The sequence below is a fragment of the Kitasatospora sp. NPDC043949 genome, from assembly GCF_056435365.1.
The window spans coordinates 23,087-48,912 of sequence record NZ_JBWKEQ010000040.1 but is presented as its reverse complement, the minus strand read 5'-3'; the positions used below and the strand labels follow the sequence as shown (position 1 = coordinate 48,912).

The window sequence follows — 25,826 nt, the reverse complement described above, 5'->3', positions numbered from 1 at the left end:
TCCCTCCCCCCCCCCCCTCCCCCTCCCCCTCCCCCCCCCCCCCCCCCCCCCTCCCCTCCCCCCCCCCCCCCCCCCCCCCCCCCCCCCCCCCCCACGCCGGGCAGCGTTCGTCCGGCCTGTCGCCGGGCCAGCCGGCAGGGCTGTTCAGGGCCTGCGGTCGTGGAAGGTGCGGCGCAGGTCGCCCACCCAGGCGTCGGGGTTCTCCCAGGGGATGAAGTGGCCGCCGCGGTCGTGGGCGTTGACGTTGACGTGGTTGAACCAGTCGGCCTGCGGGCCGGTCTTGAACGCCCGGACGCGTTCGTCGGCGGTGTGGATACCGGGTGGGTTCTCGTACGTGACGAGGGTGAGGCCGACCGGGGCCTGGACGACCGGGGTGCGGTCGTGGGCGGGGGTCCAGGGGTAGCGGTTGGCATTGGCGTAGTAACGCATCGACGTGGCGATGGAGTTGTTCACCCAGTAGATCGTGGCGTGGGTGAGCAGGTCGTCCTTGGTGAAGACGGATTCGACGTCTCCGCCGTTGTCGCTCCAGGCGTTCCAGCGCTCCAGCAGCCAGGCGAGCAGCCCGGCGGGGGAGTCGCTCAGCCCGTGGGCCAGGGTGGCGCCGTCGAGCGTGTGCACGGCGAGGTGGGACGCCGAGCGGTGGTCCAGCTCGATGGTGCGGGCGCGGACGTCGGCGGGCTGGTCGTCGGTGAGGGGCCGGTTCCGGGCGAAGTCCCAGGCGCGGGGGCCGGTGAAGAAGTCGAGCGGCAGCCCGGAGCCGATGTGGATGCCGTACAGCTCGTCGGCGTACTTGTGGCCGAGCTGGCTGGAGACGATCCCGCCGATGTCGCAGCCCCCGGCGGCGTACTTCTCGTATCCCAGGGTCTCGGTCATCAGGGTGTGCCAGAGGTCGGAGACCTTCCAGAAGTTGACGTCGGGAAAGCCGGTGAGCGGGCCGGGGAAGCCGAAGCCGGGCAGGGACGGCACGATGACGTCGAACGCGTCGGCGGGGTCGCCGCCGTATGCGGCCGGGTCGGCGAGCGGGCCGATCACCTTCGACCAGTGCCAGAACGTCCACGGCCAGCCGTGGGTGAGGATCAACGGGATCGGGCGGGGGCCGCGGCCGGGCTTGCGCATGAAGTGCACCGGGACACCGCCGACGCTCACCCGGTAGTGCTCGTGGGCGTTGACGGCGGCCTCGGCCTTGCGCCAGTCGTAGCCGTCCCGCCAGTAGGCGACCAGCTCACGGAGGTAGCTGTCCGGGACGCCGTAGGACCAGTCCTCGTTCCCCTCGTCCAGCGGGGCACGGGTCAGTGTGAGACGGGTGCGCAGGTCGTCGAGGACCTCGTCGGGCACGTGGATCGGGGCGGGTTCCAGGGGGAAGGCGTGCGGGGCGGTCATGGCGTGGTTCCTTTCCGGGGAGGAGGAAATGGTGCCGTCGGCGTGTCGGTCGGTCGGGTGGCGGGCCGGGCCGTCCTGAGGAGTGCGGGCAGCGACGCGGCGAGTGCCTGCCGCTGGTGTGCGGGTCGAACCGGCCGGCCAGGTCGGCCAGATGGCCGATGTACTCCTTATCTAGATCTAGCGGAGAGCGCCCTCATGGTCTTCGACGTGACCGCCCCCCCGAGGACTGCGACTGCTGCTCGGTGGCTAGGGAAGGGGGCTAGGGAAGGGGACCGTTGAGGTTGAGTCGGTGGAGGGCCAGGGCGAGGTGGAGGCGTGTGCGTCCTTGCGGGGTGTCGGGGGCGAAGCCGAGGGCGGCGGTCAGCTTGGGCAGGCGCGCCTGGAGTGTGGAGTGGTGCAGATGCAACGCGGCGGCTGCCTGGCGCAGGCTGCCGTGGGCTTCGAGGGCGGCCAGGGTTTCCAGCGCGCCGGTGCCGGCTCTTTCCGCCGCACGCAGCGCGCGCACATCCTCGATCAACGCGTTGTGCGGGGAGACATGCTCGGCCACGAGGGCCAGGCCGCCCAGCGCGTCGTAGTTGAGGTGGCGCGGACCGTGGGTCTCGGCTGTCAGCCGCAGCGCCGTCAGCGCTCCGTGCCATGATCGCGGCAGCCCACCGGCTTCCACGGCGGGGCCCAGCCCGGCTCTTGGCCCGTGCTCGGTCCCGATGCCGGGTCCAAGGCTCGCGGTGGGCTCGGTCGTGGTGTCGACGACGATGGCGGCGGTCACGCGTCCGAGGCGAGTGCTCCACCGGTTGATCGTTGGATCATCCGGGTTTCCCAGCAGGGCCGCGACCCTGAATCTCGCTGCGGGAAGGGCGAGTCTGCGCACGCCCTGCGCGCGGGCTGCGGGTGTGGCCTCCGGTGAGAGCAGCACTTCCACGCTGGCCGGGTCGTGTGTGGCGGCCCGGCCGCGGGTTCGGTCCAGGACGATGCCCGCCCCGGCCGCGAGGCGTTCGAGAACGATGGCGTCGGTGGGCAGCGACATGCCGGTGCGTTCGAGCCAGACCCGGCCTGCGGTCGTACCGCGTAGTGCGGTGCCGGGCCAGGAGGGAACGTCCGCGGCCGGTTCCAGCCGGTGGCCGTCGGGATGGATGCGCACCAGGACGTGACGGTCGGGATCGGCCAGCCCCGCCGTGCAGCCCGAGAGGATGGCCCCGGCCCTGACGAAGGCATCGAGGCCGGCCCGCTGCTCGACGAGGGTGTCGAAGTAGGCGATGGCGCGCACCGCGTCCCCGGCGGCGGGATCCAGTGCCGAGAGCCGTTGGAGCAGTTCTTCCACCACTGGACCATATCCGCCACATGGCGGATGACGTGAGCCATCCGGCGGTGGATCGGGCGGCGACCGGCCAGGACACTGGGGCGGCGAACCACTGAAGGAAGGACCCGAGCATGTACTCCCGACCACCGTTCGACCCCGAGTTGGCCGCAATCCTGGCCACCTATCCGCAAGAGGTGCGGGAACTCGGCTGGCTCGGGCCGGCCGATATCCCCGCTTACCGGGAAATGAACGCGACGGTGCCCGGCGGGGCCGACGCGGCCGCGCTGCGCCGGGACGGGGCCGTCGAGATCGAGGAACGCACGGTGCCCGGCCCCGCCGGGGCACCGGAGATCTCGCTGCTCATCATGCGTCCTACCCGCGGCGCGGGCTCACGCCCGTGCGTCTACCACACCCACGGTGGCGGCATGATCTCCGGCAACAAGTGGGAGCTCTCCCACGTGCTCGCCGAGTGGGTGGACGTCCTCGGCATCGTCGGAATCTCGGTGGAGTACCGGCTGGCTCCCGAGCATCCCCATCCCGCACCCGTCGAGGACTGCTATGCCGGGCTGGCGTGGGTCGCGGCCAACGCCGACGAGTTGTCCATCGACCCCGAACGGCTGATCATCTGGGGCACGAGCGCGGGCGGTGGGCTCGCAGCGGCGACGGCGCTGCTGGCTCGGGACCGCGGCGGCCCGGCCCTGGCCCACCAGATGCTGCAGGCGCCGATGCTCGACGACCGCTGTCAGACAGCGTCCAGCCAGGAACTCGACCGCGAGGGATTCTGGGACAGCCGGGCCAACCTGACGGCATGGACCTGCCTGCTCGGGCAGGCCAGGGGCGGGCCCGAGGTCTCGCCCTACGCGGCTCCGGCCCGCGCGGCAGACCTGAGCGGGCTGCCCGCCACCTACATCGACACCGGCCAGGTCGACACCTTCCGGGACGAGACCATCGACTACGCCGCGCGGCTGTCCCGGTCCGGAGTCCCGGTCGAATTGCACGTGTGGCCGGGAGCCTGGCACGCCTTCGCCACCGCCGCGCCGCAGGCGGCCGTCTCGCAACTCGCCATCGCGGCCAGGACCGCCTATCTCCAGCGCGTCCTGGACTACTGATCCGAAAATGACAGCGGGCTGACTCGTCAACAGGCGTGGCGGGGCACCGGTGCGGCGGCCGTATCGACGCCGCCATGCGGGGGAGTCGGGCAGATCCCGTCAGCAGCCGCTTGCTCCAGACGGAGCACGGGCGGTGACCCCGGTATCCGCGTGCGCCGGGTGTGCAGTGTCGGAGACGGAATCCAGCTCCGGCAACGTCAGCACCGCACCGACCGGTACGGCGGAGCCGTTGGACTTCTCCTTGACGTCCCAGCAGGGTGAAGTGGCGCGAACGCTGTTGAGCCACCTGGTCGCGCCGGGGCCACCCGGCCGGCCCGGGGTGTCCTGCGATCAGGCGGTTGTGGCGAGGTTCTTCTCGAACGCGGCGAGGTAGTTGCGCAGGTGGTGGTCCTTGATGCCGTCGGTCTCGGGGGCGAACATGTCCTGGCGGTAGCCCTTCGCCCGGTCCTTCAACCCGGCGATGAGCGGCATGGCCTCGTGGAGCCCTCCGTCGGCGTCGAAGTAGCGGAGTGCGCTGACGTGGGTGAAGGCCGGCTCGGGCGGGAGCTGGGGGACGATGTCGTTGTTGTTGACGAAGCGGTAGCAGCGGTCCCGGAAAGCCGTGTTGTGGGCGGCGGCGAGAAGGCGTTCACAGGTGCGGGGCTGGCCGAAGGTGTAGACGCCGTCGGGGAGTTGGCGAGGCTCCTCGAAGTACCAGCAGGCGCCGGCCAGCATGGCGAGGGCGCCGCCGAGGCTGTGGCCGGTGAACCAGACGCTCTGCCCGTTGGTGCGCAGTCCCTGGATGGTGTCGCGGATCTCGGGGTAGACGGACCGCAGGGCCTGGTGGAATCCGTAGTGGACGAAGCCCTTGTTCGCCGGTCCGGGAACGGGCGGGGTGCTGACGTCGGTGAGCCAGTCGTAGATCTTCAGGACCTCGGTGCCCCGGAAACCGGTGACGATCATGCGGTCGCTGGCCATCGTGTAGGCCTGGGTGTCCTCGATCAGGAACGGCATCTGGTGCGTCGACTCGAAGTGCCGCACCTCGTCGAAGCCCCAGGCGTGGGCCTTGTCCTCGATGCCGGCCCGGTCCAGCACGGCCAGTCCGGCGGCCTGCGCCATCCAGTAGGCGTGGGGGAGGGAATAGCGGGTCGTCGAGTGGTCCAGAGCGGAGATGGCCATCGGTGTCCTCCGGGAAGCGGGCCAGCGGGTCGCCCAGCAACCTAGCGCCGCATGCGAACGGAGGGGAGCCGGAAGCGCGGAAGGCCACCCGGACGGGCGCAACCGCGGCGGGACCCGGATCCGGGCGGGCGGTGAGGGAACCGCCGCAGGACACGGGCGCCCGGCCATGGTCGAGGTTGAGGACCACGGTGAGGACTACCGCGCTCTCGCCGAGCCGATGGTGTCGAGTTCGGCGACCGCGTCGGCGGGCAGCACCAGGTCGGCCGCGGCGGTGTTCTCGCGCAGGTGGGCGATGGAGGAGGTGCCGGGGATCAGGACGGTGGTGGCCGAGCGCTGCAACAGCCAGGCCAGTGCGACCTGTTGCGGGGAGGCGTCGAGGCGGGCGGCGACATCGTTGAGCACCTGGGACTGGAGCGGGCTGAAGCCGCCCAAGGGGAAGAACGAGGCGAAGGCGATGTTCTGGTCCGCGCAGCGGTCCACGAGTGTGTCGTCCTGCCGGTTGGCCAGGTTGTAGAGGTTCTGCACGGTGACGACCGGGGCGATGGCCTGCGCCTCGGTGAGCTGGGCGTCGGAGACGCCGCTGATGCCCAGGTGGCGGATCAGCCCCTGACGGCGCAGGTCGGCCAAGGCGCCGAACCGCTCGGCGATGGGCGCGTCGGAGATGTTTTCCACCGAGTCCAGGCGCAGGTTGACGACGTCCAGGGCCTCCAGGCCGAGGTGCCGGAGGTTGTCGTGGACCTGGGCCTTGAGGTCCGCGGGTTCCTGCGAGGGGATCCAGTCGCCGGTCTCGTTGCGGCGGGCGCCGACCTTGGTGACGATGTGCAGTCCGGCCGGGTAGGGGTGCAGGGCTTCCTTGATGAGTGCGTTGACGACGAACGGCCCGTAGTAGTCGCTGGTGTCGATGTGGGTGATGCCCAGCTCGACGGCTTCGCGCAGGACCGCCAAGGCCTGGTCGCGGTCCTTGGGGGGACCGAGGACGCCGGGGCCGGCCAACTGCATGGCACCGTAGCCCATCCGGCTGAGGGTGAGGTCGGGGGCCAGGGTGAGGGTGCCGCCGGGAGTGCTGCTGGTCATGTCGTGCCTTTCGCCGGTTTCGCTGAGGCCGGGGGCGACGAATCGGATGCTCGTGGACAGCCCGGCGTGATTCCTAACTCTGGGGGAGCGGGGGTGGGCGGGGCGGCACCCCGGTGTTCCTGGGCGTGGCAGGGACACCCGCCCGTGGCGTGATGCGGGCCGGCACCAAGCCGTGGGCCTTTCCCCCGTGCGTGGTGGTGAGTGCCGATCGCCACGGGCGCAAGCCGCGGGACCTCGACATGCGGGCCCTGGCACGCCGCCATAGCGTGAGCGTGGTGGTGGCGGCGAGACGCCAGGCACACCCGTCCGGGCCGGCGGGCCTGCCCGGCTTCCCCCCTTCCCTCCCCTTCCTCCGGCTCCCGATGAGGAGAGTTCCATGCCCGGCCATACGCTCAAGGACAAGGTCGTCGTCATCGCAGGCGCATCGAAGAACCTCGGCAGCCTCATCGCCAAGGAGTGCGCCCGGGACGGTGCCAGGATCGTTGTGCACTACAACAGCGATTCCTCCCGCGACAAGGCCGAGCAGACGGCGGCCGACGTGAAGAAGCTCGGCGGCGACGCCATCGTCCATCAGGGCGACCTGAGCGGGGTCGCCGAGGTGGAGACGCTGTTCGACACCGCGGTGCGTGCCTTCGGCAAGGTCGATTGCATGGTCAACACGGCCGGCATGGTCATCAAGAAGCCCATGACGGAGACCACGGAGGAAGAGTTCGACAGGATGTTCGCCGTCAACACCAAGGCGGCGTACTTCATGATGCGCGAGGCGGCCAAGCGTCTGGAGGACGGCGGGAAGATCGTCACGATCGTGACCTCGCTGCTGGCCGCCTACACCGGCCTGTACTCCGTCTACGCCGGTAGCAAGTCCCCCGTCGAGCACTTCACCCGCGCCCTGTCCAAGGAACTGTTCGGCCGCAACATCTCCGTCAACAACGTCGCCCCCGGCCCGATGGACACCTCGTTCTTCTACCCGGCCGAGACCGACGACTCCGTCGCCTACCACAAGTCGTCCTCCATGAACGGGGAGCTCACCAGGATCGAGGACATCGCCCCGCTCGTGAAGTTCCTGCTCACCGACGGCTGGTGGATCAACGGGCAGACCGTGTTCGCCAACGGCGGCTACACCACCCGCTGATCCGACGGCCCGCACCGGTTCGGTCACCGGCGCGGGCACGGGTACCGGCAGCCAGGGCTCCGGTCCAGGTCTGGACCCTTGCCAACTGCCCCCGAGTGGAAGCGGCCACGCCCTTCCGGGCGTGGCCTGCATCGTTTCGTCCGGGGGCCCGGGCCTGCCCTGCGGCTCAGCCTGCGGCTCAGCGCAGGCCGGTGAACAGGTCCTTCTCGGGCAGCGCCGCGCCGGTGGTGTCGAGGACCCGGACGAACGTCTCCACGCCCATCAGCTCGGTGAACCGCTCCCGGCCCATCTTCAGGAAGAAGATGTTCTCGCCCTGGCTGGCGTGCGCGAGCAGCGCGTCGTACTTCTGCCCGCCGAAGGCGGTGGCGTCCACCCAGGTGGTGATCTCCTCGTCGGGCAGCCCGATCGGGGGCAGCTCCACGGCCTCCCCGGTGGGCTCCGGGTTGTCCCCGTCGCCCCCGTCGTTCCCGTCGGCGCCGAACTCGCGCATGAGCTCGCCGAAGCGCTGCATCATCGAGTGCGGCGCCGTGGTCCAGTACACCTTGGGCGTCAGGGCGGCCTGGGTGAGGGCGGCCATGGTGATGCGGTTGGCCTGGATGTGGTCGGGGTGGCCGTAGAAGCCGTTCTCGTCGTAGGTCACGACGACGTCGGGCCGGTAGTGGAGCATCAGGTCGGCGAGCCGGGCGGCGCCGTCGGCGACGGGGGTGCTCCAGAACGATCCCGGGGCGTCGTTGGCGGGCCAGCCCATCATCCCGGAGTCGCCGTAGCCGAGCAGTTCGAGGTGGTCGACCCCGAGGACCCGGCAGCTGGCTTCGAGTTCCTGGCGGCGTAGTTCGGCGACGGCGGCGGGGTCGTGGCCCTCCTCGCCCGGCTTGGCGCCGCCGGGGCCGTCGCCGCAGGCACCGTCGGTACAGGTGACGAGGACGGTGCGGATGCCCTCGGCGGCGTAGCGGGCGAGGACGCCGCCGGTCGAGGTGGCCTCGTCGTCGGGGTGGGCGTGCACTGCCATCAGCGTCAGGGGCCGGTCGGCCATGGGTGTCGTCCTCCGGTCGGTCGGGTGTGGTCCGCCTCCCAGTCTGCGCCAGCGCCTCGGGCGGCTCGGGCCCGGGGTGGTCGAGGCCGCCGGGCAGGTCGGCGGGGTGGCGCCGCCAGGCGGTGCGCTCGGCCTCTCGGCCGCCTCGCGGGGCTTCCGGGGTGTGGGCGGCGAGGTCAGCCGGTGGTGCAGTTGCCGGGTCGGCAGTCGCGCCAGGGGCCCCAGGCGCCGCCCGGGGCCTGCTCGGAGATCTGGGCGAACCACGAGGAGGCGTTCCACATGTGCGCGACCACGGTCAACGTCCCGTCGGCCGACTCGGTGACGGAGGAGGGGGTGGCGACCCCGGACGGCAGCGGACCGGATCCCAGGGCGGTCCAGGAGCCCCAGACACCGGGGGCGCTCTGCTCGTTGACGTACAACTGCGGGCTGCTTGAGCCCTGGTAGACCTCGAAGAAGGCCAGCGTGCCGTCCGTCCGCTGGAAGGCCACCGGCGCCCCGAAGAACCTCGGCACGCCCGCCCCGGCGGGGCCGAAGGGCTCGGGTGCCGACCACGGCCCGTCCGGGCCGGCCTGGTGCATCCGGACCAGGACCGACGACTGGTACCCGATGGTGAACACCTCCAGGGCGCCGTCGGCGTCCGCGGCGGCGGTGAGCACCTGGTTCTGGAAGTTGAGGTTCATGCCGTTGACCTGGCTCCAGGCGCCGAACGGGCCGCCGGGGGCGGACTGCGTCTGGTACCAGATGGTCTGTCCGGTGGCGTAGTCGGTCGAGAAGACCGCGAACCGTGCCTGGGTGCCGTCGGGACGGGTGACCGTGGTGGACTGCCCCTCGGTGCCCGGGGGCGTGGTGGTGTCCCGGGGCCGGTCCGCCGTCGACGACGCGGTCGCCGGTGCCTGTACCGGGGCCGGTGCCTGGGTCCGTGCCTGGGCCTGGGCCTGGGCGGATGGTGCGAGGAGGCCGACTGCGCCGATGAGTGCGGCGCAGACGGTCGCCGCCGCCGTGCGTCGCCGTGCGCTCCTGGGCATGGTTGGTCCCTGCCTTCCGATCGGTCTGCGGGGCCCGGAGCCGGGCAGTGGCGCGGGCCGTCGGCCATCCTGCCCACCAGGGCGACCGGTACGGGCGCCTACACCCGGAAATGGCCGGAACACGCGGGCGGGCCGCCGGGCCTGCGCGAGGCGGCCCGCGGCTCCTGGCGGCTCCTGGCGACGGCGCGTTGCGGCGCCGACCGGTCCGAACGACTGAACGGCTGAACGGCTGAACGGCCGTCAGGAGACCGGGACCGGGTCCCGCCAGATGTCCAGCGGAACGGCGCGGACCGCGCGTCCGTCCGCGTCGAGGATCCGGCCCATCCGCTTCACGGTGCGCAGCGACACGCGGCGCTCGGCCACCCGCAGGTCGGGGAACCTGCGGGCGAGAGCGGTTTCCAGCCGCTGGACGTCGGCGAGGGAGCGCTGCCAGACGGAGAGCAGGAGGTTGTGAGGGCCGGTGACGGACACGCACAGCCGGACCTCGGGGAGTCTGGCGAGCTGGGGTCCGACCTCGTCGAGCCGGTCCGGGGGGAGGTTGGCCCGGAAGGTCGCCAGGACCGGCCGGCCGGCGTCGCGGGCGGCGATCTCGCAGCGGAAGCGGATCGCGTCGGAGGCGGCCAGCCGGTCGAGGCGCCGGCGCAGCGTGGACGGGCTGAGCCCGGTGGCGGCGGCCAGCTCGGCTTGGCCGAGGCGGCCGTCGACGCCCAGTCTGATGAGCAACTCCCGGTCTTCTTGCCGGACTTCAGCTCGTGCGCCGGACGGCGTCCCGTAGCCCGCCGGGTGATCGTCGTGCAGTTCCACGCGCTGGGCGGGGTCCAGCGAGTCCAGTCGCCAGCGGATCCCCTCGGCGTAGAAGCCGGTCGCCAGGTGGACGCGGACGGCGTTGACCCCGGGGAGTGGGCCGAGCCGTTCGGCGGTGTACCGGGAGACCATCGCCAGGTCGGTGAAGGCCACGGTGACGACGAGGTCGCAGCCCTGGGCGAGATGCTCGATGCTCATCACGTGCGGGTCCTCGGCCAATTCGTCGGCGATCTGCCGGAGCCGGTCGGGAGCGCAGTCGAGGTCGAGGTAGGCGACGCACCCGCGGTCCTCGGGGTGCGGCAGGCCGTAGGCGGTCACCCAGGCGATCCCGGCCTGCGAGAGCCGGTGCCAGCGGCGGGCGGCGGTGACCGGGCTGATCCCGAGCGTCTGGCCGAGCAGGGACCAGGGTGCGCGGGGCCGCAGTTGCAGCGCGTTCACCAGGGCGAGGTCCAGCTCGTCCACCGTCACCTCGGCGCCGGTCACGGCCGGCTGCCGGTGGATTCGTTCATCGAAGGGCCTCCTGGTGGCGTGATCCTGCGAAATCGCGGGAAAATCCCGCCGAGAGATCCAGAATCACGGAACAAGATCGCTCTGCACAAGTTCCCGCCACGCGCGGGATCGACGGAGGTGCCCGTGTCCCTGCACGACGACGCTCTCGCTCTGGCCCCGGACCTGGTCCGGCTGCGCCACGACCTGCACCGGTTCCCGGAGCTGGGACTGACCCTGCCGCGCACCCAGGAGCGGGTGCTGCGGGCCCTGGACGGACTGCCGCTGGAGGTGAGCCAGGGCTCCGCGCTGAGCTCGGTCACCGCGGTGCTGCGCGGCGGCCGACCGGGGCCGGCGGTGCTGCTGCGCGGCGACATGGACGGCCTGCCGGTCGCCGAGAAGGCCCCGCTGCCGTTCGCCGCCGACAACGGGGCCATGCACGCCTGCGGACACGATCTGCACACCACCATGCTCGCGGGTGCCGCACACCTGCTGGCCGCACGGCGGGAACAGCTCCACGGCGACGTGGTCTTCATGTTCCAGCCGGGCGAGGAGGGGTGGGACGGAGCCGGAGCCATGCTGGCCGAGGGCGTCCTCGACGCGGCAGGCAGGCGCCCGGTCGCCGCCTACGCCCTGCACGTGTCGTCGGCCATGCGGCACGGGGAGTTCGGCTCCCGGCGCGGGCCGATCCTGGCCGCTTCCACTGCGCTGAACGTCACCGTCCACGGTGCGGGCGGCCACGGCTCGGTACCGCACCGGGCCAAGGACCCCATCCCGGCGGCCTGCGAGATGGTCACCGCCCTGCAGACCATGGTGACCCGCCGCTTCGACGTGTTCGATCCGGTGGTGGTCACCGTCGGGCTGATCCAGGCCGGTACCCAGCGCAACATCATCCCCGAGACCGCCTACTTCGAGGCGACCGTGCGCACCTTCTCCGCCGAGGCGCAGTCCAAGGCCGCCGACACCACGGTGGAGCTGGTCAGGGCCATCGCGGCCGCCCACGGCCTGCGGGCCGAGGTCGAGTACCTTCCCCAGTACCCGGTGACCGTGACCGACGGGGCCGAGACCGACTTCCTGGCGGACACCGTCCGGGAGGTCTTCGGCGAGGAGCGCTTCCAGTCGATGCCGAACCCGATGACCGGGTCGGAGGACTTCTCCCGGGTCCTGGACGCCGTGCCGGGATCGTTCGTGTGGCTCGGCGCCGCCCCGAAGGGGACCGACCCCGAGGACCTGCCGGTCAACCACTCGCCCTACGCGGAGTTCGACGACGCGGTGCTCCCCGACGGGGCCGCGCTCTACGCCGAACTCGCCACCCGCCGTCTCGCGGCCTGAGCCCGGTTGAACCCGTAACACGTAACCCGTACACCGAGGAAGGAACGACCAATCACATGACCGAACCGCGCGAGGTGGTCGAGCAGCAGCTCGCCGCCTACAACAGCCACGACATCGACGCCTTCGTCGCCACCTATGCCGAGGACATCACGATCCACCGGGCCGACGGCACCCGACTTCAGGGCCGGCAGGCTCTGCGCGACAGGTACGCCGGACAGTTCGCCAAGGGCCGCTGCCGGGCGGAGATCGTGGGGCGGCTCAGCGAAGGCGACTGGGTGGTCGACCACGAAGTCGCCCACGGCCTGGCCGACGAGCCGGTCCGCGTCCTGGTGGCCTACCGGGTGCGCGAAGGCCTCATCGACCGCGTCGACTTCCTGGGCTGAACAGCGCAACAGCGCAGGCCCGTACGGTGGTCGCCGTCGTACGGCCGGTCCGCGCCCCGTCGGTGAACGGCCGTCAGAGGCCGGGGACGGCGTCCTTCGCGACGGTGTGCCAGTTGGTGACGATCGGCTTGTCGACCGGCGTGTCGCCGACGAGGATGCTGGCCGGGTTGGGGTCGGCGTTGCCGATGCCCACGATGACGTCGGTGAACTGGACCGCCTGGTTGTCCTTGGTGGTCTTCGTCATGATGCCCGCGTACGCGACCTTGGCGCCGCTCAGGGTGATCGGTTCGCCGGTGGCCTGTTCGGCGTTGGCGGCCTCGATGCCGCGCGAGCCGAACGCGATGGTGGGGTGGGTGCCGGGGAGCGTGCAGGTGATGCCCGGCTTGGCCTTGGCCGTGATCAGGAGGTAGCCGCCGGCCTGGGATTCGGCCTTCGCGCCGAGGACCAGGTCGTTGGCGCCGCAGGCCTGGCCGTAGCCGGTCTTGTCGGCGGCGGGGGAGGAGGCCGCGTCGGGCGACTTCGGCGTGGAGGACGACTTCGGCGTCGAGGGCGACGTGGGCGCGGCGGCGGCTTTCGTCGGCGAGGCCCCGGTGGATGCGGTTGCGGCCCTGGTGGGCGCGGCGGCGGTGGCCGCGGGGCTGGCGGCGGTGGAGCCCGTGTCGCTGTTGTCCGGCCCGCAGGCCGTCGCGGTGGCGGCGAGCGCCGCGACGGCGGCGGCGGTGAGGGCGAGGCGGCGCGTGCGCATGAGGTCTCCCGATGTCGTTCGACCGGTGAGGTTCACCGGGTGTGATCACCGTAGGCGGGGGTCGTTCACAGGCAGGTGCGGGAAGTATCCCGATCCTGTCCCAGAAACCGATGGGCCCTGTCCGCCGGACAGTTGACGGCTCACCCGCGCAGGGCGCCCACGCCATGCCCTCGCCCCGGCGGGTGCCCTCACCCCCGGCGGGCCGAACCGCGTCCCCGACACCGTGGTCGTCCGGTAGCCGCACCGCCCGGGCAGGCAGGGCCCGCCTGCCCGGGAGGCAGTCTCAGACGCCGTCCTTGTGGCCGTTCGCGACGAGCAGCCGCTCCATGCTCTTGTGGGCGGGGGCGGCCTCGGTGTTGCCGTCGTCGTGGAACATCCTGAGGTACTGGATGAGGGCGCTCACGCACTTGTCCCGCCCGTCGTACTCCGCGTTGTCGACGAGTCGGCAGTCCTTCGAGATCTCCCTCATCTGCCCGCCGGGAGCGGTGTACACGGGGTGCCAGATCAGCTTCACGTCCGGGTTCAGCCGCTGGACCAGCCGTAGTTCCGGGACCTCCAGCCTGATGAGGATGCTCTCCGGAGCGTAGGCCCGTACGAAGATGTGCACGGGGCCGGTCGCGCGGGACACGAAGGCCTTGGACAGGACGCTCCACATCGGCCCCGTCAGCTTCCAGTCCGGGTGCAGCTCCAGGACGTTGAGCACACTGCCGATCCGGGTCCGTCCCAGGGGCGTGTGGCCCTTCCGGTACGCGTAGTCACTGGTCTCGATGCCGCCCGCCCACAGGGCCATGGTGGGCGTCTCGATCTCCAGGTGCTCGGCCACGAGCTTGACGAACTCCTGGTACCAGGAGTTCGACGCCCGGAGCTCGCGCTGCTCCTGGCGGTCGCTCGTCTTCGCCATGGCCTCGTCGTTCAGCGTGCCCTGCGAGTCGACCCCGCCGAGCAGCAGTTGCCAGGCGGCGTCGGCCTGGGGTTGGGGGATGCCCGCGGCCTTCGTCAGCTCCTGGTACGGCCCCCACTCGGGGTGCTCGGTGGGCCTCGTGGCGTAGTGCTCGTCCAGGCCGCCCTTCTGGCGCTGCACCTGGCGTGTCACCGCGGCGTTCCCCACCCGCCGCTGAAGCGCGGCCAGGCCCGTGAGGCGTGCCCCGCGCTCGGCGGCGGCCGGCGCCGTCGTCTGCCGCTCCGCGGTTCTCCGTGTCTCGCGCACGCCCTCCCCGTCCTTCCAGCCGCCCCGCCCGCCGAGTCTAGGGGCGGCGGGAGCGATTGGACGAGGGATGAAAGGGCAGAACCGGGGCCACGGTCAGCCCCTCCGTGGTGCCGGACCGGCAGCCGCCCACTCCCGAAGCGACCCGCCCGACGATCCCGCAGTCCACCGTCCCGTCCCGACCACGCCGGGCCGCGTCGCAACCCGGCCGGGGCGGCGGCCGGCCCCGATAATCGGTGGGCACACCCGGGCGCCTGCGCAAGGCGCGGTCCCCCCATGTGGGGGAGTTCCAGAGGAGGTTGGTTCATGAGCAGGACGAAGAGGACCGGGACGAAGGCGTGGGGCGGCCGGGCCGCCGTGATCGGTGCGCTGGGTCTGGCCTCGGTGGCCCTGGCCGCCGGGCCCGCGTTCGCCAAGGGCGAGGTGGAGGTCGTGGCTCCGCACACGGCGCGGGTCGGCACGACCTTCACGGTCACGGGGCACGGGGACGACGACGGCGCCGCCTACGTGCAGGTGTGCCTGGAGGGCCGCGGCAGCGGGTCGACGTGGGAGCGGATGACCTGCGGCGCCGTGGTCGAGACGGGCACCGAAGCGGAGGTCGCCGCGCAGGTCAAGGCAGCACACGGCGGCGTCCTGGAATACCGCGCGGTGCTGTTCGGCCTGACCGGCCTGGACGACCGCCACCCCGTTCGCGAGAGGACCTCGGATCCGGTGACGGTGGAGGTCCGCTAAGACCGGCGGCGCGGACCAGCCGCCGATGGGGCCGCGCCGCCGCTCCTCCTCCGGGCCGCCTGGCCGCCGCGCCGCCGAACCGTCGCGGCCCGCTCAGCCCGGCAGCCGCAGGCGGAACAGCGCCCCGCCGCCGGGGGCGGCCTCGGCGGTGAGGGTGGCGCCGTGCGCGTGGGCGATCTGCCGCGCCATGGCGAGCCCGAGCCCGGAGCCGGGCAGGGCGCGGGCGGCGGAGGCCCGGTAGAAGCGGTCGAAGACGTACGGCAGGTCCTCGGGCGCGATGCCGGGGCCGTGGTCGCGGACGGTCAGTTCCAGCCCGGCGGTGAGCCGGACCTCGACCGTGGCGCCCGGCGGGCTGAACTTGGCCGCGTTGTCGAGGAGGTTGGAGACCAGCCGGGCCAGCCGGGCCGGCACGCCGGGGACGGTGCGCTCGGCGGCGCCGTGGCCCGCGGCACCCTCCGCGTCGTCGTCGAGGGCGAAGGCGATCGCCGGCCAGTGGCCGCGCGCGGTGTCGACGCAGTGCCCGACGAGCCGGCCGACCGCGACCTGTTCGAGCAGCGGCTGCGGCTCCTCGTCGCGGGCCAGCTCGATGAGGTCGTTCACCATCCCGGTCACCTCGCGCAGCTGGCGGTGCAGTGCGGACGCCGCCCGCTCCCGCTGTCCCTCGGTCAACCGGTCGGCGCGGGCCAGCAGTTCGGCGTTGGTGCGCAGCGCCGTCAGCGGGGTGCGCAGCTCGTGCGAGGCGTCGGCGACGAGCCTGCGCTGGGCGGCCACGGACTGCTCCAGTTCGCCCAGCATGGTGTTGAAGCTGCCCGCCAGCCTGGTCAGTTCGTCCTCGCGGCGCCCGGGCGGCAGTTCGATCCGCAGCCCCGCGTCCCGGGTGTCGGCGATCCGTTCGGCGGTGCGGGTCAGCCGGGCGACCGGGGCGAGGGCGGTGCGGGCCACGGTGCGCCCGAGTACGGCGGCCAGCAGCAGGCCCGCCGCCGCGACGGCCGCCATCAGCGCGCCGGCCTGACGCACTCCCTCCTGGACGCTGTCGGCGCGCAGCGCGACCTGGACGGCCTGCCGGGCGCCGGGCGGCGCCGCGATCATCGGGGTGGTGAGCATCCGGGCCGGGTGGCCGCCGATGGTGAGGTCGGTGAAGTAGCCGGCCCGCTGCCGGTCGGCGACCTGGCGGGTGGTCGGCGTGACGGGCAGCAGGTACGGCTCGTTCGGCGCCTTGCCGGGGTCGGCGGAGACGATCTGGGCGCAGGCCGGGGCGGCCAGGAAGTTGCACTCGCCGTAGACGACCTGCGGCCCCTGGTCGCGGTGCTGCTGCTGCACCAGGGTGGCCTGCTGGGTGAGGTGCTGGTCGAGCTGGTGGTTGAGCTCGTAGCGGACGATGCTGAACGCGGCCGCGCTGATCCCGAGCGCCACCACGGCGACCGCTGCCGTGCAGGCGAGGGCCAGCCGGGTGCGCAGCGGGCGCCGGCGCCGCCAGCGCGCGTGCGCCCTCAAGCCCGGTCCAGCCGGTAGCCGACCCCGTGCACCGTGTGCACCAGCCGGGGTTCGCCGCCGGCCTCCAGCTTGCGGCGCAGGTAGCCGACGTAGACGGCGAGGGAGTTGGAGTCGGGGCCGAAGTCGGCGCCCCACACCCGCTCCATGATCACCTCGCGCGGGAGCACCTGGCCGGGGTGGCGCAGCAGCACCTCCAGCAGCGCGAACTCGGTGCGCGAGAACTCCACAGGCCGTCCGGCCCTGCTCCCGGTCCGGGTGGCCGGGTCGACCTCCAGGTCGGCGAAGCGGTAGCCGGGCTCCTCGGCGGCCGGGACGGTGCGCCGCAGCAGGGCGCGCAGCCGGGCGGTCAGCTCGTCCAGGGCGAACGGCTTGACCAGGTAGTCGTCGGCTCCCGCGTCGAGGCCGTCGACGCGGTCGCTCACCGAGTCGCGCGCGGTCAGCACCAGGATCGGGAGCCGGTCGCCCAGGGCCCGCAGCCGGCGGCAGACGGCCAGCCCGTCGAGGACGGGCATCATCAGGTCGAGGACCATCGCGTCGGGCTGCCAGCCGGACACCTCGTTCAGCGCCGCCAGCCCGTCGGCGGCGCCGCGCACCTGGTAGCCCTCGACGGCCAGCCCGTCCTCGACGGCGGCCCGCACCTCCGGATCGTCGTCGACGACCAGCACTCTCTGCCCGTTGCTCATGCGGACAACCCTCTCAGAACGAATCTGAGAAGCCTCTTAGCTCGTCCTCGCGGCGGCCACGGGGCCCTCTGCCGGGCGTTGCCACCTCTGTGCCGCCGGTCGCGCCTGGGCGTGTCCGTCGTCCTCGCCCCGCAGAACGACTCTGAGAAGTCTCTTAGGCGGCCTCAGCAAGCTCGACGGCATGCGGACAGAACACGGCAACCACGGCAACCATGCCAACCACGATCCGGCCCGCCCCCTGTCGGTGGTGATCGGCGCCGGCGGCACCGGCGGACACATCTACCCGGGCCTCGCGCTGGCCGAGGCGCTGCGCAGAGCCGACCCGCGGGCCGTGATCTCCTTCGTCGGCACCGAACGCGGACTGGAGACCACCCTCATCCCGCAGGCCGGCTACCGGCTGCACACCGTCGACATGATCCCCTTCGACGCCTCCCTCGGCGCGCGCCGCTACCTGCTGCCCGCGGCTCTGCTGCGCTCCGGCCGGGACTGCCGGGAGATCCTGCGGGCCCAGGGCGCGCAGGTCGCGGTCGGCATGGGCGGCTACCCGAGCGCGCCGGTGATCGTCGGCGCCAGGATGGCCGGGCTGCCGAGCGTGGTGCACGAGTCGAACGCGGTGCCCGGGCGGGCCAACCGCTTCGCCGCCCGGCTCACCCCGCACATCGCGCTCGCCTTCGACCGCACCCGCGAGCACCTGCCCGCCGGCCGCTCGGCGCAGACCGTCGGGATGCCGCTGGTCGGCGCCGTCGCCCAGCTCGACCGGGCGGCGCTGCGCGCCGAGGCCCGTCGGCACTTCGCCGTCCCGGACGGCGTCCGGCTGCTGGTCTTCAACGGCGGCAGCCTCGGCGCCGCCCGCCTCACCGCGGCCGCCGTCGAACTGGCCGGACGCTGGCGCCACCGCACCGACCGGCGGCTGCTGATCAAGACCGGCCCGGCCGCGCTGGCGCAGGTCCGGGCCGCGCTGGACGGCAACCCGGTGGCGCACGCCGTCGCCTACCTGGACCGGATGGACCTCGCCTACGCGGCCGCCGACCTCATGGTGTGCAGGGCCGGCGCGGCCACCGTCGCCGAACTCTCCAGCCTCCGGATGCCCGCCGTGCTGGTGCCCTACCCGCACGCGCCGCACGACCACCAGACCCACAACGCGCGCGTCCTCTCCGACGCCGGCGCCGGCCTGCTGCTGCCGGACGACGAGTGCACCGGCGAACGGCTGGCCGCCCTGGTGGAACCGCTGCTCGCCGACCCGGCCCGGCTCGCCGCGATGGCGCAGGCCGCCGACCCGGGCGACCACGCGCGCGCCGCCGACCTGCTGGCCGCCAAGGTGCTGCGCGTCATCGGCCGGACCCCGGCGCCCGCGCCGCCCGCCGTCCCGGCCCCCCTCCCCGGCCCGTACGACCGCTGACCGCCGACCACCTGACCGCCGACCACCTGACTGCTGACCGCCGACCACCCACCCCGAACCACCGGAGGACCACCATGAACCGCCCCGCCCACCCGAACACCCCCGCCGCCCACCAGGACTGGACCGGCCGGACCGTCCTGGTCACCGGCGCCGAAGGCTTCATCGGCAGCACCCTCGTCGACCTGCTGGTCGCCCGCGGCGCCCGCGTCCGGGCCCTGGTCCACTACAAGCCGTACGCCGAGCGCGGATACCTCGCCCACTACCTGGCCGACCCCGACAGCCCCGTCGAGATGCTCGCCGGAGACGTCCGCGACGCCGGCCGGGTCCTGGACGCCGTCGCCGGCTGCGACACCGTCTTCCACCTCGCCGCGCTCATCGGCATCCCCTACAGCTACCAGGCCCCCGAGGCCTACGTGCAGACCAACGTCGTGGGCACCCAGAACGTCGCCGCCGCCTGCCTGCGGCACGGCGCCCGCCTGGTGCACACGTCCACCAGCGAGGTGTACGGGACCGCGATCACCGCACCCATCGACGAGCACCACCCGCTCCAGCCGCAGTCCCCGTACTCCGCCTCGAAGATCGGCGCGGACATGATGGCACTCTCCTACTGGCACGCCTTCGAACTGCCGGTCGCCGTCGTCCGCCCGTTCAACACCTACGGCCCGCGCCAGTCCGCCCGCGCCGTCATCCCCACCATCCTGGCCCAACTCCACTCCGGTGCACGGGAGATCAGGCTCGGCTCGACCACCCCCACCCGGGACTTCACCTACGCCACCGACACCGCGGAGGGCTTCCTGGCCATCGCCCGCGCCGACCGCACGCTCGGCGAGACCGTCAACCTCGGCACCGGCAGCGAGGTGTCCATCGGCGACCTGGCCAAGGCCCTGATCGTCGCCTCCGGCCGGGACGCCGACATCGTCGTCGACCCGACCCGGCTGCGCCCCGGCGGCAGCGAGGTCGAACGGCTGCTCTCCGACAACCGCAAGGCGCGCGACCTGGCCGGCTGGCAGCCCCGGGTCGGCCTGGACGAGGGCCTGCGCCACACCTCCGACTGGGTCGCCGAACACCTGCACCTCCTCGCCCCGGACCGCTACCAGGTCTGACGCCGCCACTTTGCGGCCAACTTCCCCCTGGGGAAGGGGCCTTGGTGCCGGAGCCCACCCGTCGGCTCCGGCGCCAAGCCCCACCACCGGCGCCGACCCAACGACCCCGGAAACCGGCACCTCAAGGACCGCCGCGCGTTCGATGAACGTGCCGCCTTCCTTCAGGTGTTGGCTGCCGACACTGATCGTGCGGTGAAAGGGTGTCCTACACTGCGAGCGCCGGCACGGACCGCGATGGGAGAAGGTGAGTGGACATCGACGTCCATGGATTGATGTCGTTGTCGGCCCAGCAACGCTACCGGCTGCTCGCCGACCGACTGAACGCCTACCGGCTATGGGCGTACGAAGACCTCTTCCCCGCAGCGTTCGCCGACGCCGTCGACATCATCCACGCACGTGGCGAGCAGCACCTCGATGCCCAGCGGTTCGTCGACCACACGTTCATCAACCTGATCACCAGACCCGGCGACCTGGTGGCCTTGTGCCGGCGAATCCCTGCCGCGCACCTGCGTCTGGCGGTTGTCGAGGCCTACGTCCGTCATCCTCTGGTCCCGCCCGACGTTCTGGCCGCCATGGGTGCCTCGGGTGAGGTGTATCGGGAGCTTCCGCCCGGGGGCTGGGCCGAGGTGCCGATGCTCCTGCACGCGTCCGCCAGGCTCAGTGCCGAGCCGAGCCGCCGTTTCGAGCTCCATGAGCTGGTTCCGTTCGGTACCGTCCACGATCGGTCGTGTGCCCGGTCGGTTCTTCACTCGGCTCTGGAAGCGGACCAGCTCACCGACCGGGCGCGCGCAGCCGTGCTGAGTCCGGGCGGTGCCGAGATACCCGCGCCCGCCTTCCACGACGGCCAACGAGCGCAGGTGGTGCTCGATGACCGTAACCGCACCCCCCACTGCGGCACCGTCCGGGACAAGATCTGGCACCACAGGGATCAGCAGTGGTACTTCTTCCTGCGCGACGACTCCGGGCGCAAGATCAGCAAGCGGTACTCCGCCGCGGACCTGCAAGCCCGCTGCGTCTGACAGCCGGCCCACGGCTCGGGTGGCTCGGCCACACTCACCGTGTCCGTTCGGGGTGGTGAGCGGGGCGTTGGAGTGCTGTCACAGGACACGGGGGACGGGTGTCGGCTCCGTCGCCCGATGGCTCCGGAGGATCGGCCGTTCCCTCCCGCGCTCGTCACCAGACGCGCGTGGATCGTCTGCCGCCGGGGCACCCGCCCTCGAAGCTCTCGAAGCCCTCGAAGCCCTCGCATCCGATGGCCTCCGGCGGAAACGGCTGGCCCGACGCGTTGGTGAATGCCAGACTCGCCCCGTGCGAGCGATCATCGAGGAGATGGCCAACCGCCTGGCCGAGGTGCCGGGCGTCGTCGGAGTCATGCTCGGCGGCAGCCGGGCCCGCGGAGAGCACCGGCCGGATTCGGACTGGGACCTCGGCGTCTACTACCGTGGCGGGCTCGATCTCGCCGCGTTGCGCGCGCTGGCCGGCTCCGAGGTGGAGGTGGCCGGCCCGGGCGGCTGGGGGCCGTGGGTGAACGGCGGCGCGTGGCTGCGAGTCGACGGCGTGGCAGTGGACTGGATCCTGCGGGACGTGGACCGGGTCGAGCAGGTGTGGGCGGACTGCCGCGAGGGTCGGTACGAAGTCGGCGTGCAGGCGGGGCATCCCCTCGGCTTCTGGTCGCCCTGCTACGCGGGCGAGGTGGCGCTCGGCCAGGTCCTGGCCGACCCAGCCCGCGAGCTGACGGACCTTCAACAGGAGACCGCGACCTACCCCGAGCCGTTGCGAGAGGCCCTGACGGCGGGAGCCTGGGAGGCGGAGTTCCTGGTCGGCGCCGCAGCGAAGGGCGCGGCACGGGCGGACACGCTGTACGTCTCGCTCTGCCTCTCCCGGGCCGTTGGCGTGCTGGTGCAAGCGATGTTCGCCGCCGACCGGCGCTGGTGCCTCAACGAGAAGGGCGCGCTGGCCGCCGCCGAGACGCTACCGGCCGCGCCAGCCGGCTTCGGCCCGCGAGTCCGCCACCTGTTGGGGGCGCCCGGAGAGAGCGCCGAACTGCTGGCGGCAACAGTGGCCGAGGCGCGGCTGCTGGTCGAGGAGACCCTCGCCGCGCTCCGGAGCCGCACCGAGTAGCAGCACACACCTCGAACCGGGCGCCTCGCCCCTGGCGGCCCGTCAGCGGCTCCACGCCATCATGCGAGCAGCGAACCACCGGGCGGCGGAATCAGCTGGTTCGTTCCTTCGGGTTCACCGTGCAGAAGTGGACGCGGTTGGTCAGCTTGTCGAATCTGCACAAGACTTTCGCCACGTCAGATTCGAGACCGATCAAGCCACCCCCGCCGCACCGGACTTCGCGGCAGGCCCCGGGCGTCCGGAACCTGGCGCCGAGCCGTGGCCGATGAGCATCAGAGCGGGTCGATGCGAGCCTTGAGCAGGCAGAACTCATTGCCTTCGGGGTCGGTCAGGACATGCCACTGCTCCTGCCCGGTCTGGCCGATGTCGGCCGGGCGCGCGCCGAGCGCCAGAAGGCGTTCGAGCTCGGCGTCCTGATCGCGGTCGGTGGGGTTCACGTCGATGTGCAGGCGGGACTTGCCCTTCTCGGGCTCGTCCCGGCGGCTGAGGAAGATCGTCGGTTGCGCACCGCCGAACCCTTCGCGCGGCCCGATCTCCATCGAGCCGTCGTCCTCGCGACCGAGTACGACGAAGTCCAGGACCTCGCACCAGAACCGTGCCAGCACCTCGGGGTCGCGGCAACCGAGCACCAGCTCACCGATACGACACGCCATGACGAATACCTGCTCTCAGCCGGGGAACCGCCGGGGAGACCGCATGCGAACCGCACGGGCTCCCGGCAGCGAAAACAACCCCGCGACCGTACCGGACGAGGCGAGCGCGGTCGACATGATTTCCGGGCCGACGCCGGGCCGGCGGCATCGGGCCCGAAGCCGGAGCGGGCTCAGGACAGCATGTTGATCCGGTACTGCATGATCCGGTAGTTCGTCGGGTCGTACCACTGGCTGACGACGATGTGGAAGTTGCCGAACGTCGAGCCGGGGATGACGAAACCGCCGTACGGGCTGGCGACGAGGTTGGCGACCTCCTGGCCCGGGGCGCAGGGGAGGATCATGGCCTGCTCCAGCGTCGTGGTCAGGTCCGAGGTCGGAAGGGCGAAGACCATCGCCCTGATCGACAGCTGGTCCATGTTCAGCCACGTGAGGACGTACTTGCCGTCCATCGCGCGGAAGCACATCTCGCCCCACTTGCGAGTGCCGAAGACGGTCGTCGGGGCGGGCGCGTTCCACCGCCACCCGCCGTCGGCGTAGCCCCACGGCTCGTAGGCGTCCGGATTGCCGAGGCTCTCCTTCCGTACCCGGTGCAGCAGCATTCCCGATTCCACGTCGCGGTTGAAGACCGTGGACAGGACGTAGCAGTAGCCGTCGTCGGCCACGGCGTACGTCTTCTGCTGGAACTGGCCGCCGTACAGGTCGCCCGGCCACTGGCACAGGTACTGCCAGGTCTCACCGTTGTCGGTGGAGCGCCAGAAGTCGGTGTGGTGGGTGTCGTAGATGACGCCGCGCATGAGGTGCATGTACATCACGCCGTCGACGACGAACACGTCGGACGGGATCGCCGTCGTGGCCTTGTCGCCGACCGGGTTGTGCGGCTCGTCGACCAGGCTGTTGGCGTGGCTGCCGCCGACGCTGCCGTCGATGCGCAGGTTGTTCAGGTCGGCGCTGCTGGAGCGCAGACCGACCGGGGCACGCCAGTCGGCGGCGCCCACCTGGGCGCCGTCGAAGGTGTCGCCGCAGACGAAGAGCATGGTGCCGTCCGGACACAGCACGGGGATGCCGAGGTCGGTCCACGGCGAGGCGAACGGCCCGGTCTCGACCGGTCCGCTGAGGTTCTTCACCTTGGTCGCGACCGTCGGGCTCGGAGGGTCGTTCGGACCGCCGGCGACCGCCGCTGGGGCACCCGAGCCGATGGCCCCCGCCCCCACGGCGACGCCGATGCCGATCTTGAGGAGCTTCCGGCGGGAGGGCCCGCCGGCCGCCGCGTCGGTCCCGCCCGATGAGCCCGATGAGAGTGTCATTTCTGTCGATGGCCTTTCCGAGTCGACGAATTCCCGTGGCTCCGAACGGATCGCGCACCTCGGCGGCGACGGGTCGCCACCGAGGCTACGGCGCCCCGTCGCCCTCCCGTCGACCGGTGGGCAAACCTTCACCCAAATTGGCTATGCCACACGGAAGTTCCGCATCCGGACGTGGACCAGCCGACGGGAGGTGGGGCCGAACGTCCACAGCCGGACGGCCCGCCCACCACCGGCCGCTCCGTGACCCGATCCCGGACGATCCCGGACGGGCGCGGTGAGCAGCAAGTGCTCTCCCGGGCGCAGGTTTCGATCGATCAGCGCGTGCGTGCCGTTTCACGCCCCCTGATCGAGACGCGAGCATCACATATCGTATGCGTATCGCTACCGTTGGAATATGACGCACTCTCAAGTCCGCAGTCTCCTCGTTCGTGGGGTCGTGGCCTTCGTGCTCCTGGCTGCGCCCCTCGGGGCGCGGGCCGCAGCCGCGCCCAGTACGGGTGAGGACGCGCGGCCCGCCATCAGAAACCTGGCCCGCGGTGACCGCGACCTGCTGCAGCAGGCGGTGGACGCCCAACTCACCGCGAGCAAGGACGGTAAGCAGACCGCCGCCAACGAGATCACGTACCCGGACGGGGCGGTGGTGGTCCTGCCGCTGCCGGGCGAGGCGCAGGCTCCGCCGTGGAGCGGGGACCACCACCGTCGGTCCGCCAGGGGCGCGGACTGGAAGAAGTGCCCGGCCCCGACCAGCGAACCCTCCTACTACTGCTTCTACGCCGACAAGAACTGGGGCGGTAGGAGGCTGCAGTTCAACCTCTTCCACGAGGACAGGCCGGTGTACTTCGCCGACTACGGGTTCCGCGACCAGACCAGCAGCTGGGTCAACACCGCCCGCGGCCTGGAGGTGATCGTGGACAACGACCCGGGCGACGGCCAGTGGCAGATGCTCTGGAAGGAGCCGCCGGAGTCCCTGTCCGCGTCGGTCGGCTTCGACAACATGGCCGACCGTTTCTGGGCCGTTCGTCAGTAGCCCTACCGCGCGCCGGCTGAGCTCGTGGCCCCGACCGGCTACTCGGCTACGCCACCGGCCCCGGCTTGTAGTCCGAGGGGAGCGTGTGGACGAACTCCCGCGGGTCGGCGTGCGACTGTTCTATCCAGACGGGCACGCTGCGGTAGCCGAGGGCGTAGAGGTTCCGCTTGGGGTCCCATGTGTTGGAGGCGAGGATCGAGGCACGCTTCTTCGCCATGTGGGCGTCCGGGATGTCGAGGACGTAGGAGGAGGCGGCGTCGCTGCATGCCTTGTGCGTGCGGTTCCCGTCGAGTCGGCCCGCGGCGAACTTGTGCGAGGCGCCCGGGTACTGCTTGGCGAGCGAGCGGACCTTGGCGATGACCTTCTGCACGAAGCCGTCGAAGTCGCCGTTCGCCTCGTCGGAGAGGTCGAAGTTGATGACCTTGTCGACGCCCAGGGCCTTGGCGGAGAGCTTGAACTCGGCCGTACGGCCGACGACGACCTCAGGGGTCGGCCAGGTCTCGGCCCAGCCGAGGGCGTGGTAGTGCCCGGGGGCGGAGCAGTTGTTGCCCAGGCTCTGGCATGCGCCCTGATTCATGTACTGGGCGAGCCCGCCGTTCTCGCCCCGGGTCACCAGCACGAGACCGGTCGCCCGGAGGCCTTGTGCTCCAGGATCGAACCGGCGAGCCCGATCGCCTCGTCGTCCTGGTGCGGCGAGTCGAAGATCGCGGGAGCCGTCGCCGCGTGGGCGCCAGGCGCGGCCAGTGCTGGCCGGTTCCTTCCGCATCACAGCAGCCGGCGGCCCCGCCGCGGATCGCGCACCGGCAGCGGCGCTTCGATCACCGCCCACTGGGCGTCCGCCCACGACGAGTCATAGGAAGGTCTGCACGAAGGGACACACATGGCGGTGATCTTCGCGGACACCCCGCCGCGAAGATCGCCGCCAGCGCATCACGCCACGATGTTGATCGGTTACCGAACACTTTCCGAGGCGGGAGGGGAGATCGTGCCCGCGGTGACCGGCTCCGGCGTGACCGTGATGTAGGTCGGGGCCGGAGCGGTCTCCCGGGCGCGGGCCGTGTACCAGCCGGCGCCGAACGCGAGGATTCCGATCAGGAGGCCTGCGAGGACCATGGTGACGTACTGCTGTTTCATGGCCCCAAGGGTAG

Annotated in this window: 25 protein-coding genes; 10 read left to right on the top strand and 15 right to left on the bottom strand. The window is 71.9% G+C overall.

The features are described 5' to 3' along the window. Positions 1 to 144: 144 nt before the first annotated feature. Both AC07AL_RS27935 and AC07AL_RS27930 read right to left on the bottom strand, forming a co-directional pair. On the bottom strand, positions 145 to 1,380 hold the full coding sequence (locus AC07AL_RS27935) for an epoxide hydrolase family protein (RefSeq protein ID WP_478318605.1): 1,236 nt from the start codon (positions 1,378 to 1,380) through the stop codon (positions 145 to 147). A gap of 259 nt (positions 1,381 to 1,639) precedes the next feature. Beyond that, the gene (locus tag AC07AL_RS27930; RefSeq protein ID WP_478318603.1) at positions 1,640 to 2,698 is read right to left on the bottom strand and encodes a helix-turn-helix domain-containing protein; all 1,059 of its coding nucleotides are present in this window, start codon (positions 2,696 to 2,698) and stop codon (positions 1,640 to 1,642) included. A gap of 110 nt (positions 2,699 to 2,808) precedes the next feature. On the opposite strand from AC07AL_RS27930, the gene AC07AL_RS27925 reads away from it, so the two are divergent. Then, positions 2,809 to 3,786, top strand: coding sequence for an alpha/beta hydrolase (locus AC07AL_RS27925; protein WP_363581039.1), 978 nt, complete (start codon positions 2,809 to 2,811; stop codon positions 3,784 to 3,786). A 330-nt stretch (positions 3,787 to 4,116) separates the two neighbouring features. Here the strand turns inward: AC07AL_RS27925 and AC07AL_RS27920 are convergent, their stop codons facing one another. Both AC07AL_RS27920 and AC07AL_RS27915 read right to left on the bottom strand, forming a co-directional pair. Then, the gene (locus AC07AL_RS27920) at positions 4,117 to 4,944 is read right to left on the bottom strand and encodes a lipase family protein (protein WP_363581041.1); all 828 of its coding nucleotides are present in this window, start codon (positions 4,942 to 4,944) and stop codon (positions 4,117 to 4,119) included. Between the two features lie 195 nt (positions 4,945 to 5,139). Further along, positions 5,140 to 6,018 carry an oxidoreductase gene (locus tag AC07AL_RS27915; RefSeq protein ID WP_363581043.1) on the bottom strand — a complete coding sequence of 293 codons (879 nt, stop codon included), beginning with the start codon at positions 6,016 to 6,018 and terminating at the stop codon, positions 5,140 to 5,142. A gap of 376 nt (positions 6,019 to 6,394) precedes the next feature. Here AC07AL_RS27915 and AC07AL_RS27910 point away from each other — a divergent pair, with 376 nt between their 5' ends. Further along, positions 6,395 to 7,150, top strand: coding sequence for an SDR family oxidoreductase (locus AC07AL_RS27910; RefSeq protein ID WP_363581045.1), 756 nt, complete (start codon positions 6,395 to 6,397; stop codon positions 7,148 to 7,150). A 178-nt stretch (positions 7,151 to 7,328) separates the two neighbouring features. Here AC07AL_RS27910 and AC07AL_RS27905 read toward each other — a convergent pair whose 3' ends face one another. The 3 genes from AC07AL_RS27905 to AC07AL_RS27895 form a co-directional block, all read right to left on the bottom strand. Beyond that, the gene (locus AC07AL_RS27905) at positions 7,329 to 8,183 is read right to left on the bottom strand and encodes a PIG-L family deacetylase (protein ID WP_363581047.1); all 855 of its coding nucleotides are present in this window, start codon (positions 8,181 to 8,183) and stop codon (positions 7,329 to 7,331) included. Between the two features lie 176 nt (positions 8,184 to 8,359). Then, positions 8,360 to 9,208 carry a PLL family lectin gene (locus tag AC07AL_RS27900; protein WP_478318599.1) on the bottom strand — a complete coding sequence of 283 codons (849 nt, stop codon included), beginning with the start codon at positions 9,206 to 9,208 and terminating at the stop codon, positions 8,360 to 8,362. A gap of 240 nt (positions 9,209 to 9,448) precedes the next feature. After that, positions 9,449 to 10,495: an Lrp/AsnC family transcriptional regulator gene (locus tag AC07AL_RS27895; protein ID WP_363630853.1), complete on the bottom strand. Its 1,047-nt coding sequence runs from the start codon at positions 10,493 to 10,495 to the stop codon at positions 9,449 to 9,451. A 150-nt stretch (positions 10,496 to 10,645) separates the two neighbouring features. On the opposite strand from AC07AL_RS27895, the gene AC07AL_RS27890 reads away from it, so the two are divergent. Both AC07AL_RS27890 and AC07AL_RS27885 read left to right on the top strand, forming a co-directional pair. Continuing rightward, positions 10,646 to 11,830 carry a M20 metallopeptidase family protein gene (locus AC07AL_RS27890; RefSeq protein WP_478318597.1) on the top strand — a complete coding sequence of 395 codons (1,185 nt, stop codon included), beginning with the start codon at positions 10,646 to 10,648 and terminating at the stop codon, positions 11,828 to 11,830. Positions 11,831 to 11,886: 56 nt separating this feature from the next. Beyond that, positions 11,887 to 12,213 (top strand): nuclear transport factor 2 family protein, encoded by a 327-nt coding sequence (locus AC07AL_RS27885; protein ID WP_363581055.1) that lies wholly within the window; start codon positions 11,887 to 11,889, stop codon positions 12,211 to 12,213. 73 nt (positions 12,214 to 12,286) lie between these two features. Here the strand turns inward: AC07AL_RS27885 and AC07AL_RS27880 are convergent, their stop codons facing one another. Together AC07AL_RS27880 and AC07AL_RS27875 are read right to left on the bottom strand one after the other, a co-directional pair. Further along, positions 12,287 to 12,958 (bottom strand): DUF4232 domain-containing protein, encoded by a 672-nt coding sequence (locus AC07AL_RS27880; protein ID WP_478318595.1) that lies wholly within the window; start codon positions 12,956 to 12,958, stop codon positions 12,287 to 12,289. A 283-nt stretch (positions 12,959 to 13,241) separates the two neighbouring features. Further along, complete coding sequence (locus AC07AL_RS27875; protein WP_478318593.1) at positions 13,242 to 14,165, bottom strand: hypothetical protein; 924 nt, start codon at positions 14,163 to 14,165, stop codon at positions 13,242 to 13,244. Positions 14,166 to 14,468: 303 nt separating this feature from the next. Between AC07AL_RS27875 and AC07AL_RS27870 the strand changes: the two genes are divergently transcribed. After that, positions 14,469 to 14,894, top strand: coding sequence for a hypothetical protein (locus tag AC07AL_RS27870; protein WP_363581061.1), 426 nt, complete (start codon positions 14,469 to 14,471; stop codon positions 14,892 to 14,894). A 93-nt stretch (positions 14,895 to 14,987) separates the two neighbouring features. Here the strand turns inward: AC07AL_RS27870 and AC07AL_RS27865 are convergent, their stop codons facing one another. Continuing rightward, positions 14,988 to 16,388 carry a sensor histidine kinase gene (locus AC07AL_RS27865; protein ID WP_363581062.1) on the bottom strand — a complete coding sequence of 467 codons (1,401 nt, stop codon included), beginning with the start codon at positions 16,386 to 16,388 and terminating at the stop codon, positions 14,988 to 14,990. Next, entirely contained in the window at positions 16,385 to 17,071 is a 687-nt protein-coding gene (locus AC07AL_RS27860) for a response regulator transcription factor (RefSeq protein WP_478318591.1), read from the bottom strand. The genes AC07AL_RS27865 and AC07AL_RS27860 overlap by 4 nt, the downstream gene beginning before the upstream one ends. A 181-nt stretch (positions 17,072 to 17,252) precedes the next feature. On the opposite strand from AC07AL_RS27860, the gene AC07AL_RS27855 reads away from it, so the two are divergent. The 4 genes from AC07AL_RS27855 to AC07AL_RS27840 all read left to right on the top strand — a co-directional run bounded on the left by AC07AL_RS27855 (position 17,253) and on the right by AC07AL_RS27840 (position 21,694). After that, positions 17,253 to 18,470, top strand: coding sequence for a UDP-N-acetylglucosamine--N-acetylmuramyl-(pentapeptide) pyrophosphoryl-undecaprenol N-acetylglucosamine transferase (locus AC07AL_RS27855; RefSeq protein WP_478318589.1), 1,218 nt, complete (start codon positions 17,253 to 17,255; stop codon positions 18,468 to 18,470). 74 nt (positions 18,471 to 18,544) lie between these two features. After that, entirely contained in the window at positions 18,545 to 19,573 is a 1,029-nt protein-coding gene (locus AC07AL_RS27850; RefSeq protein WP_363622064.1) for an SDR family NAD(P)-dependent oxidoreductase, read from the top strand. A gap of 248 nt (positions 19,574 to 19,821) precedes the next feature. Then, on the top strand, positions 19,822 to 20,592 hold the full coding sequence (locus tag AC07AL_RS27845; RefSeq protein WP_478318586.1) for a hypothetical protein: 771 nt from the start codon (positions 19,822 to 19,824) through the stop codon (positions 20,590 to 20,592). A gap of 310 nt (positions 20,593 to 20,902) precedes the next feature. Continuing rightward, positions 20,903 to 21,694 (top strand): nucleotidyltransferase domain-containing protein, encoded by a 792-nt coding sequence (locus AC07AL_RS27840; protein ID WP_400988977.1) that lies wholly within the window; start codon positions 20,903 to 20,905, stop codon positions 21,692 to 21,694. A gap of 272 nt (positions 21,695 to 21,966) precedes the next feature. On the opposite strand, the gene AC07AL_RS27835 is transcribed toward AC07AL_RS27840, so the two are convergent. After that, positions 21,967 to 22,347 (bottom strand): VOC family protein, encoded by a 381-nt coding sequence (locus AC07AL_RS27835; RefSeq protein ID WP_363581071.1) that lies wholly within the window; start codon positions 22,345 to 22,347, stop codon positions 21,967 to 21,969. A 170-nt stretch (positions 22,348 to 22,517) separates the two neighbouring features. Then, on the bottom strand, positions 22,518 to 23,651 hold the full coding sequence (locus AC07AL_RS27830) for a DUF4185 domain-containing protein (protein WP_363581073.1): 1,134 nt from the start codon (positions 23,649 to 23,651) through the stop codon (positions 22,518 to 22,520). 394 nt (positions 23,652 to 24,045) lie between these two features. Here AC07AL_RS27830 and AC07AL_RS27825 point away from each other — a divergent pair, with 394 nt between their 5' ends. Beyond that, a complete protein-coding gene (locus AC07AL_RS27825) occupies positions 24,046 to 24,678 on the top strand; it encodes a peptidase inhibitor family I36 protein (RefSeq protein WP_363581075.1) in 633 nt (210 codons plus the stop codon). Between the two features lie 46 nt (positions 24,679 to 24,724). Here AC07AL_RS27825 and AC07AL_RS27820 read toward each other — a convergent pair whose 3' ends face one another. Next, complete coding sequence (locus tag AC07AL_RS27820; RefSeq protein WP_478318585.1) at positions 24,725 to 25,297, bottom strand: hypothetical protein; 573 nt, start codon at positions 25,295 to 25,297, stop codon at positions 24,725 to 24,727. Between the two features lie 332 nt (positions 25,298 to 25,629). Continuing rightward, on the bottom strand, positions 25,630 to 25,812 hold the full coding sequence (locus AC07AL_RS27815; RefSeq protein ID WP_363581077.1) for a hypothetical protein: 183 nt from the start codon (positions 25,810 to 25,812) through the stop codon (positions 25,630 to 25,632). Between the last annotated feature and the right edge of the window lie 14 nt (positions 25,813 to 25,826).

What these genes read in the sequence shown, in the direction of transcription:
- AC07AL_RS27825 (WP_363581075.1), top strand. Translation starts at nt 24,046, where the DNA reads ATGACGCACTCTCAAGTCCGCAGTCTCCTCGTTCGTGGGGTCGTGGCC.
- AC07AL_RS27860 (WP_478318591.1), bottom strand. Translation starts at nt 17,071, where the DNA reads ATGAGCAACGGGCAGAGAGTGCTGGTCGTCGACGACGATCCGGAGGTG.
- AC07AL_RS27850 (WP_363622064.1), top strand. Translation starts at nt 18,545, where the DNA reads ATGAACCGCCCCGCCCACCCGAACACCCCCGCCGCCCACCAGGACTGG.
- AC07AL_RS27925 (WP_363581039.1), top strand. Translation starts at nt 2,809, where the DNA reads ATGTACTCCCGACCACCGTTCGACCCCGAGTTGGCCGCAATCCTGGCC.
- AC07AL_RS27840 (WP_400988977.1), top strand. Translation starts at nt 20,903, where the DNA reads ATGGCCAACCGCCTGGCCGAGGTGCCGGGCGTCGTCGGAGTCATGCTC.
- AC07AL_RS27910 (WP_363581045.1), top strand. Translation starts at nt 6,395, where the DNA reads ATGCCCGGCCATACGCTCAAGGACAAGGTCGTCGTCATCGCAGGCGCA.
- AC07AL_RS27920 (WP_363581041.1), bottom strand. Translation starts at nt 4,944, where the DNA reads ATGGCCATCTCCGCTCTGGACCACTCGACGACCCGCTATTCCCTCCCC.
- AC07AL_RS27935 (WP_478318605.1), bottom strand. Translation starts at nt 1,380, where the DNA reads ATGACCGCCCCGCACGCCTTCCCCCTGGAACCCGCCCCGATCCACGTG.
- AC07AL_RS27880 (WP_478318595.1), bottom strand. Translation starts at nt 12,958, where the DNA reads ATGCGCACGCGCCGCCTCGCCCTCACCGCCGCCGCCGTCGCGGCGCTC.
- AC07AL_RS27870 (WP_363581061.1), top strand. Translation starts at nt 14,469, where the DNA reads ATGAGCAGGACGAAGAGGACCGGGACGAAGGCGTGGGGCGGCCGGGCC.
- AC07AL_RS27915 (WP_363581043.1), bottom strand. Translation starts at nt 6,018, where the DNA reads ATGACCAGCAGCACTCCCGGCGGCACCCTCACCCTGGCCCCCGACCTC.
- AC07AL_RS27855 (WP_478318589.1), top strand. Translation starts at nt 17,253, where the DNA reads ATGCGGACAGAACACGGCAACCACGGCAACCATGCCAACCACGATCCG.
- AC07AL_RS27885 (WP_363581055.1), top strand. Translation starts at nt 11,887, where the DNA reads ATGACCGAACCGCGCGAGGTGGTCGAGCAGCAGCTCGCCGCCTACAAC.
- AC07AL_RS27835 (WP_363581071.1), bottom strand. Translation starts at nt 22,347, where the DNA reads ATGGCGTGTCGTATCGGTGAGCTGGTGCTCGGTTGCCGCGACCCCGAG.
- AC07AL_RS27830 (WP_363581073.1), bottom strand. Translation starts at nt 23,651, where the DNA reads ATGACACTCTCATCGGGCTCATCGGGCGGGACCGACGCGGCGGCCGGC.
- AC07AL_RS27905 (WP_363581047.1), bottom strand. Translation starts at nt 8,183, where the DNA reads ATGGCCGACCGGCCCCTGACGCTGATGGCAGTGCACGCCCACCCCGAC.
- AC07AL_RS27815 (WP_363581077.1), bottom strand. Translation starts at nt 25,812, where the DNA reads ATGAAACAGCAGTACGTCACCATGGTCCTCGCAGGCCTCCTGATCGGA.
- AC07AL_RS27900 (WP_478318599.1), bottom strand. Translation starts at nt 9,208, where the DNA reads ATGCCCAGGAGCGCACGGCGACGCACGGCGGCGGCGACCGTCTGCGCC.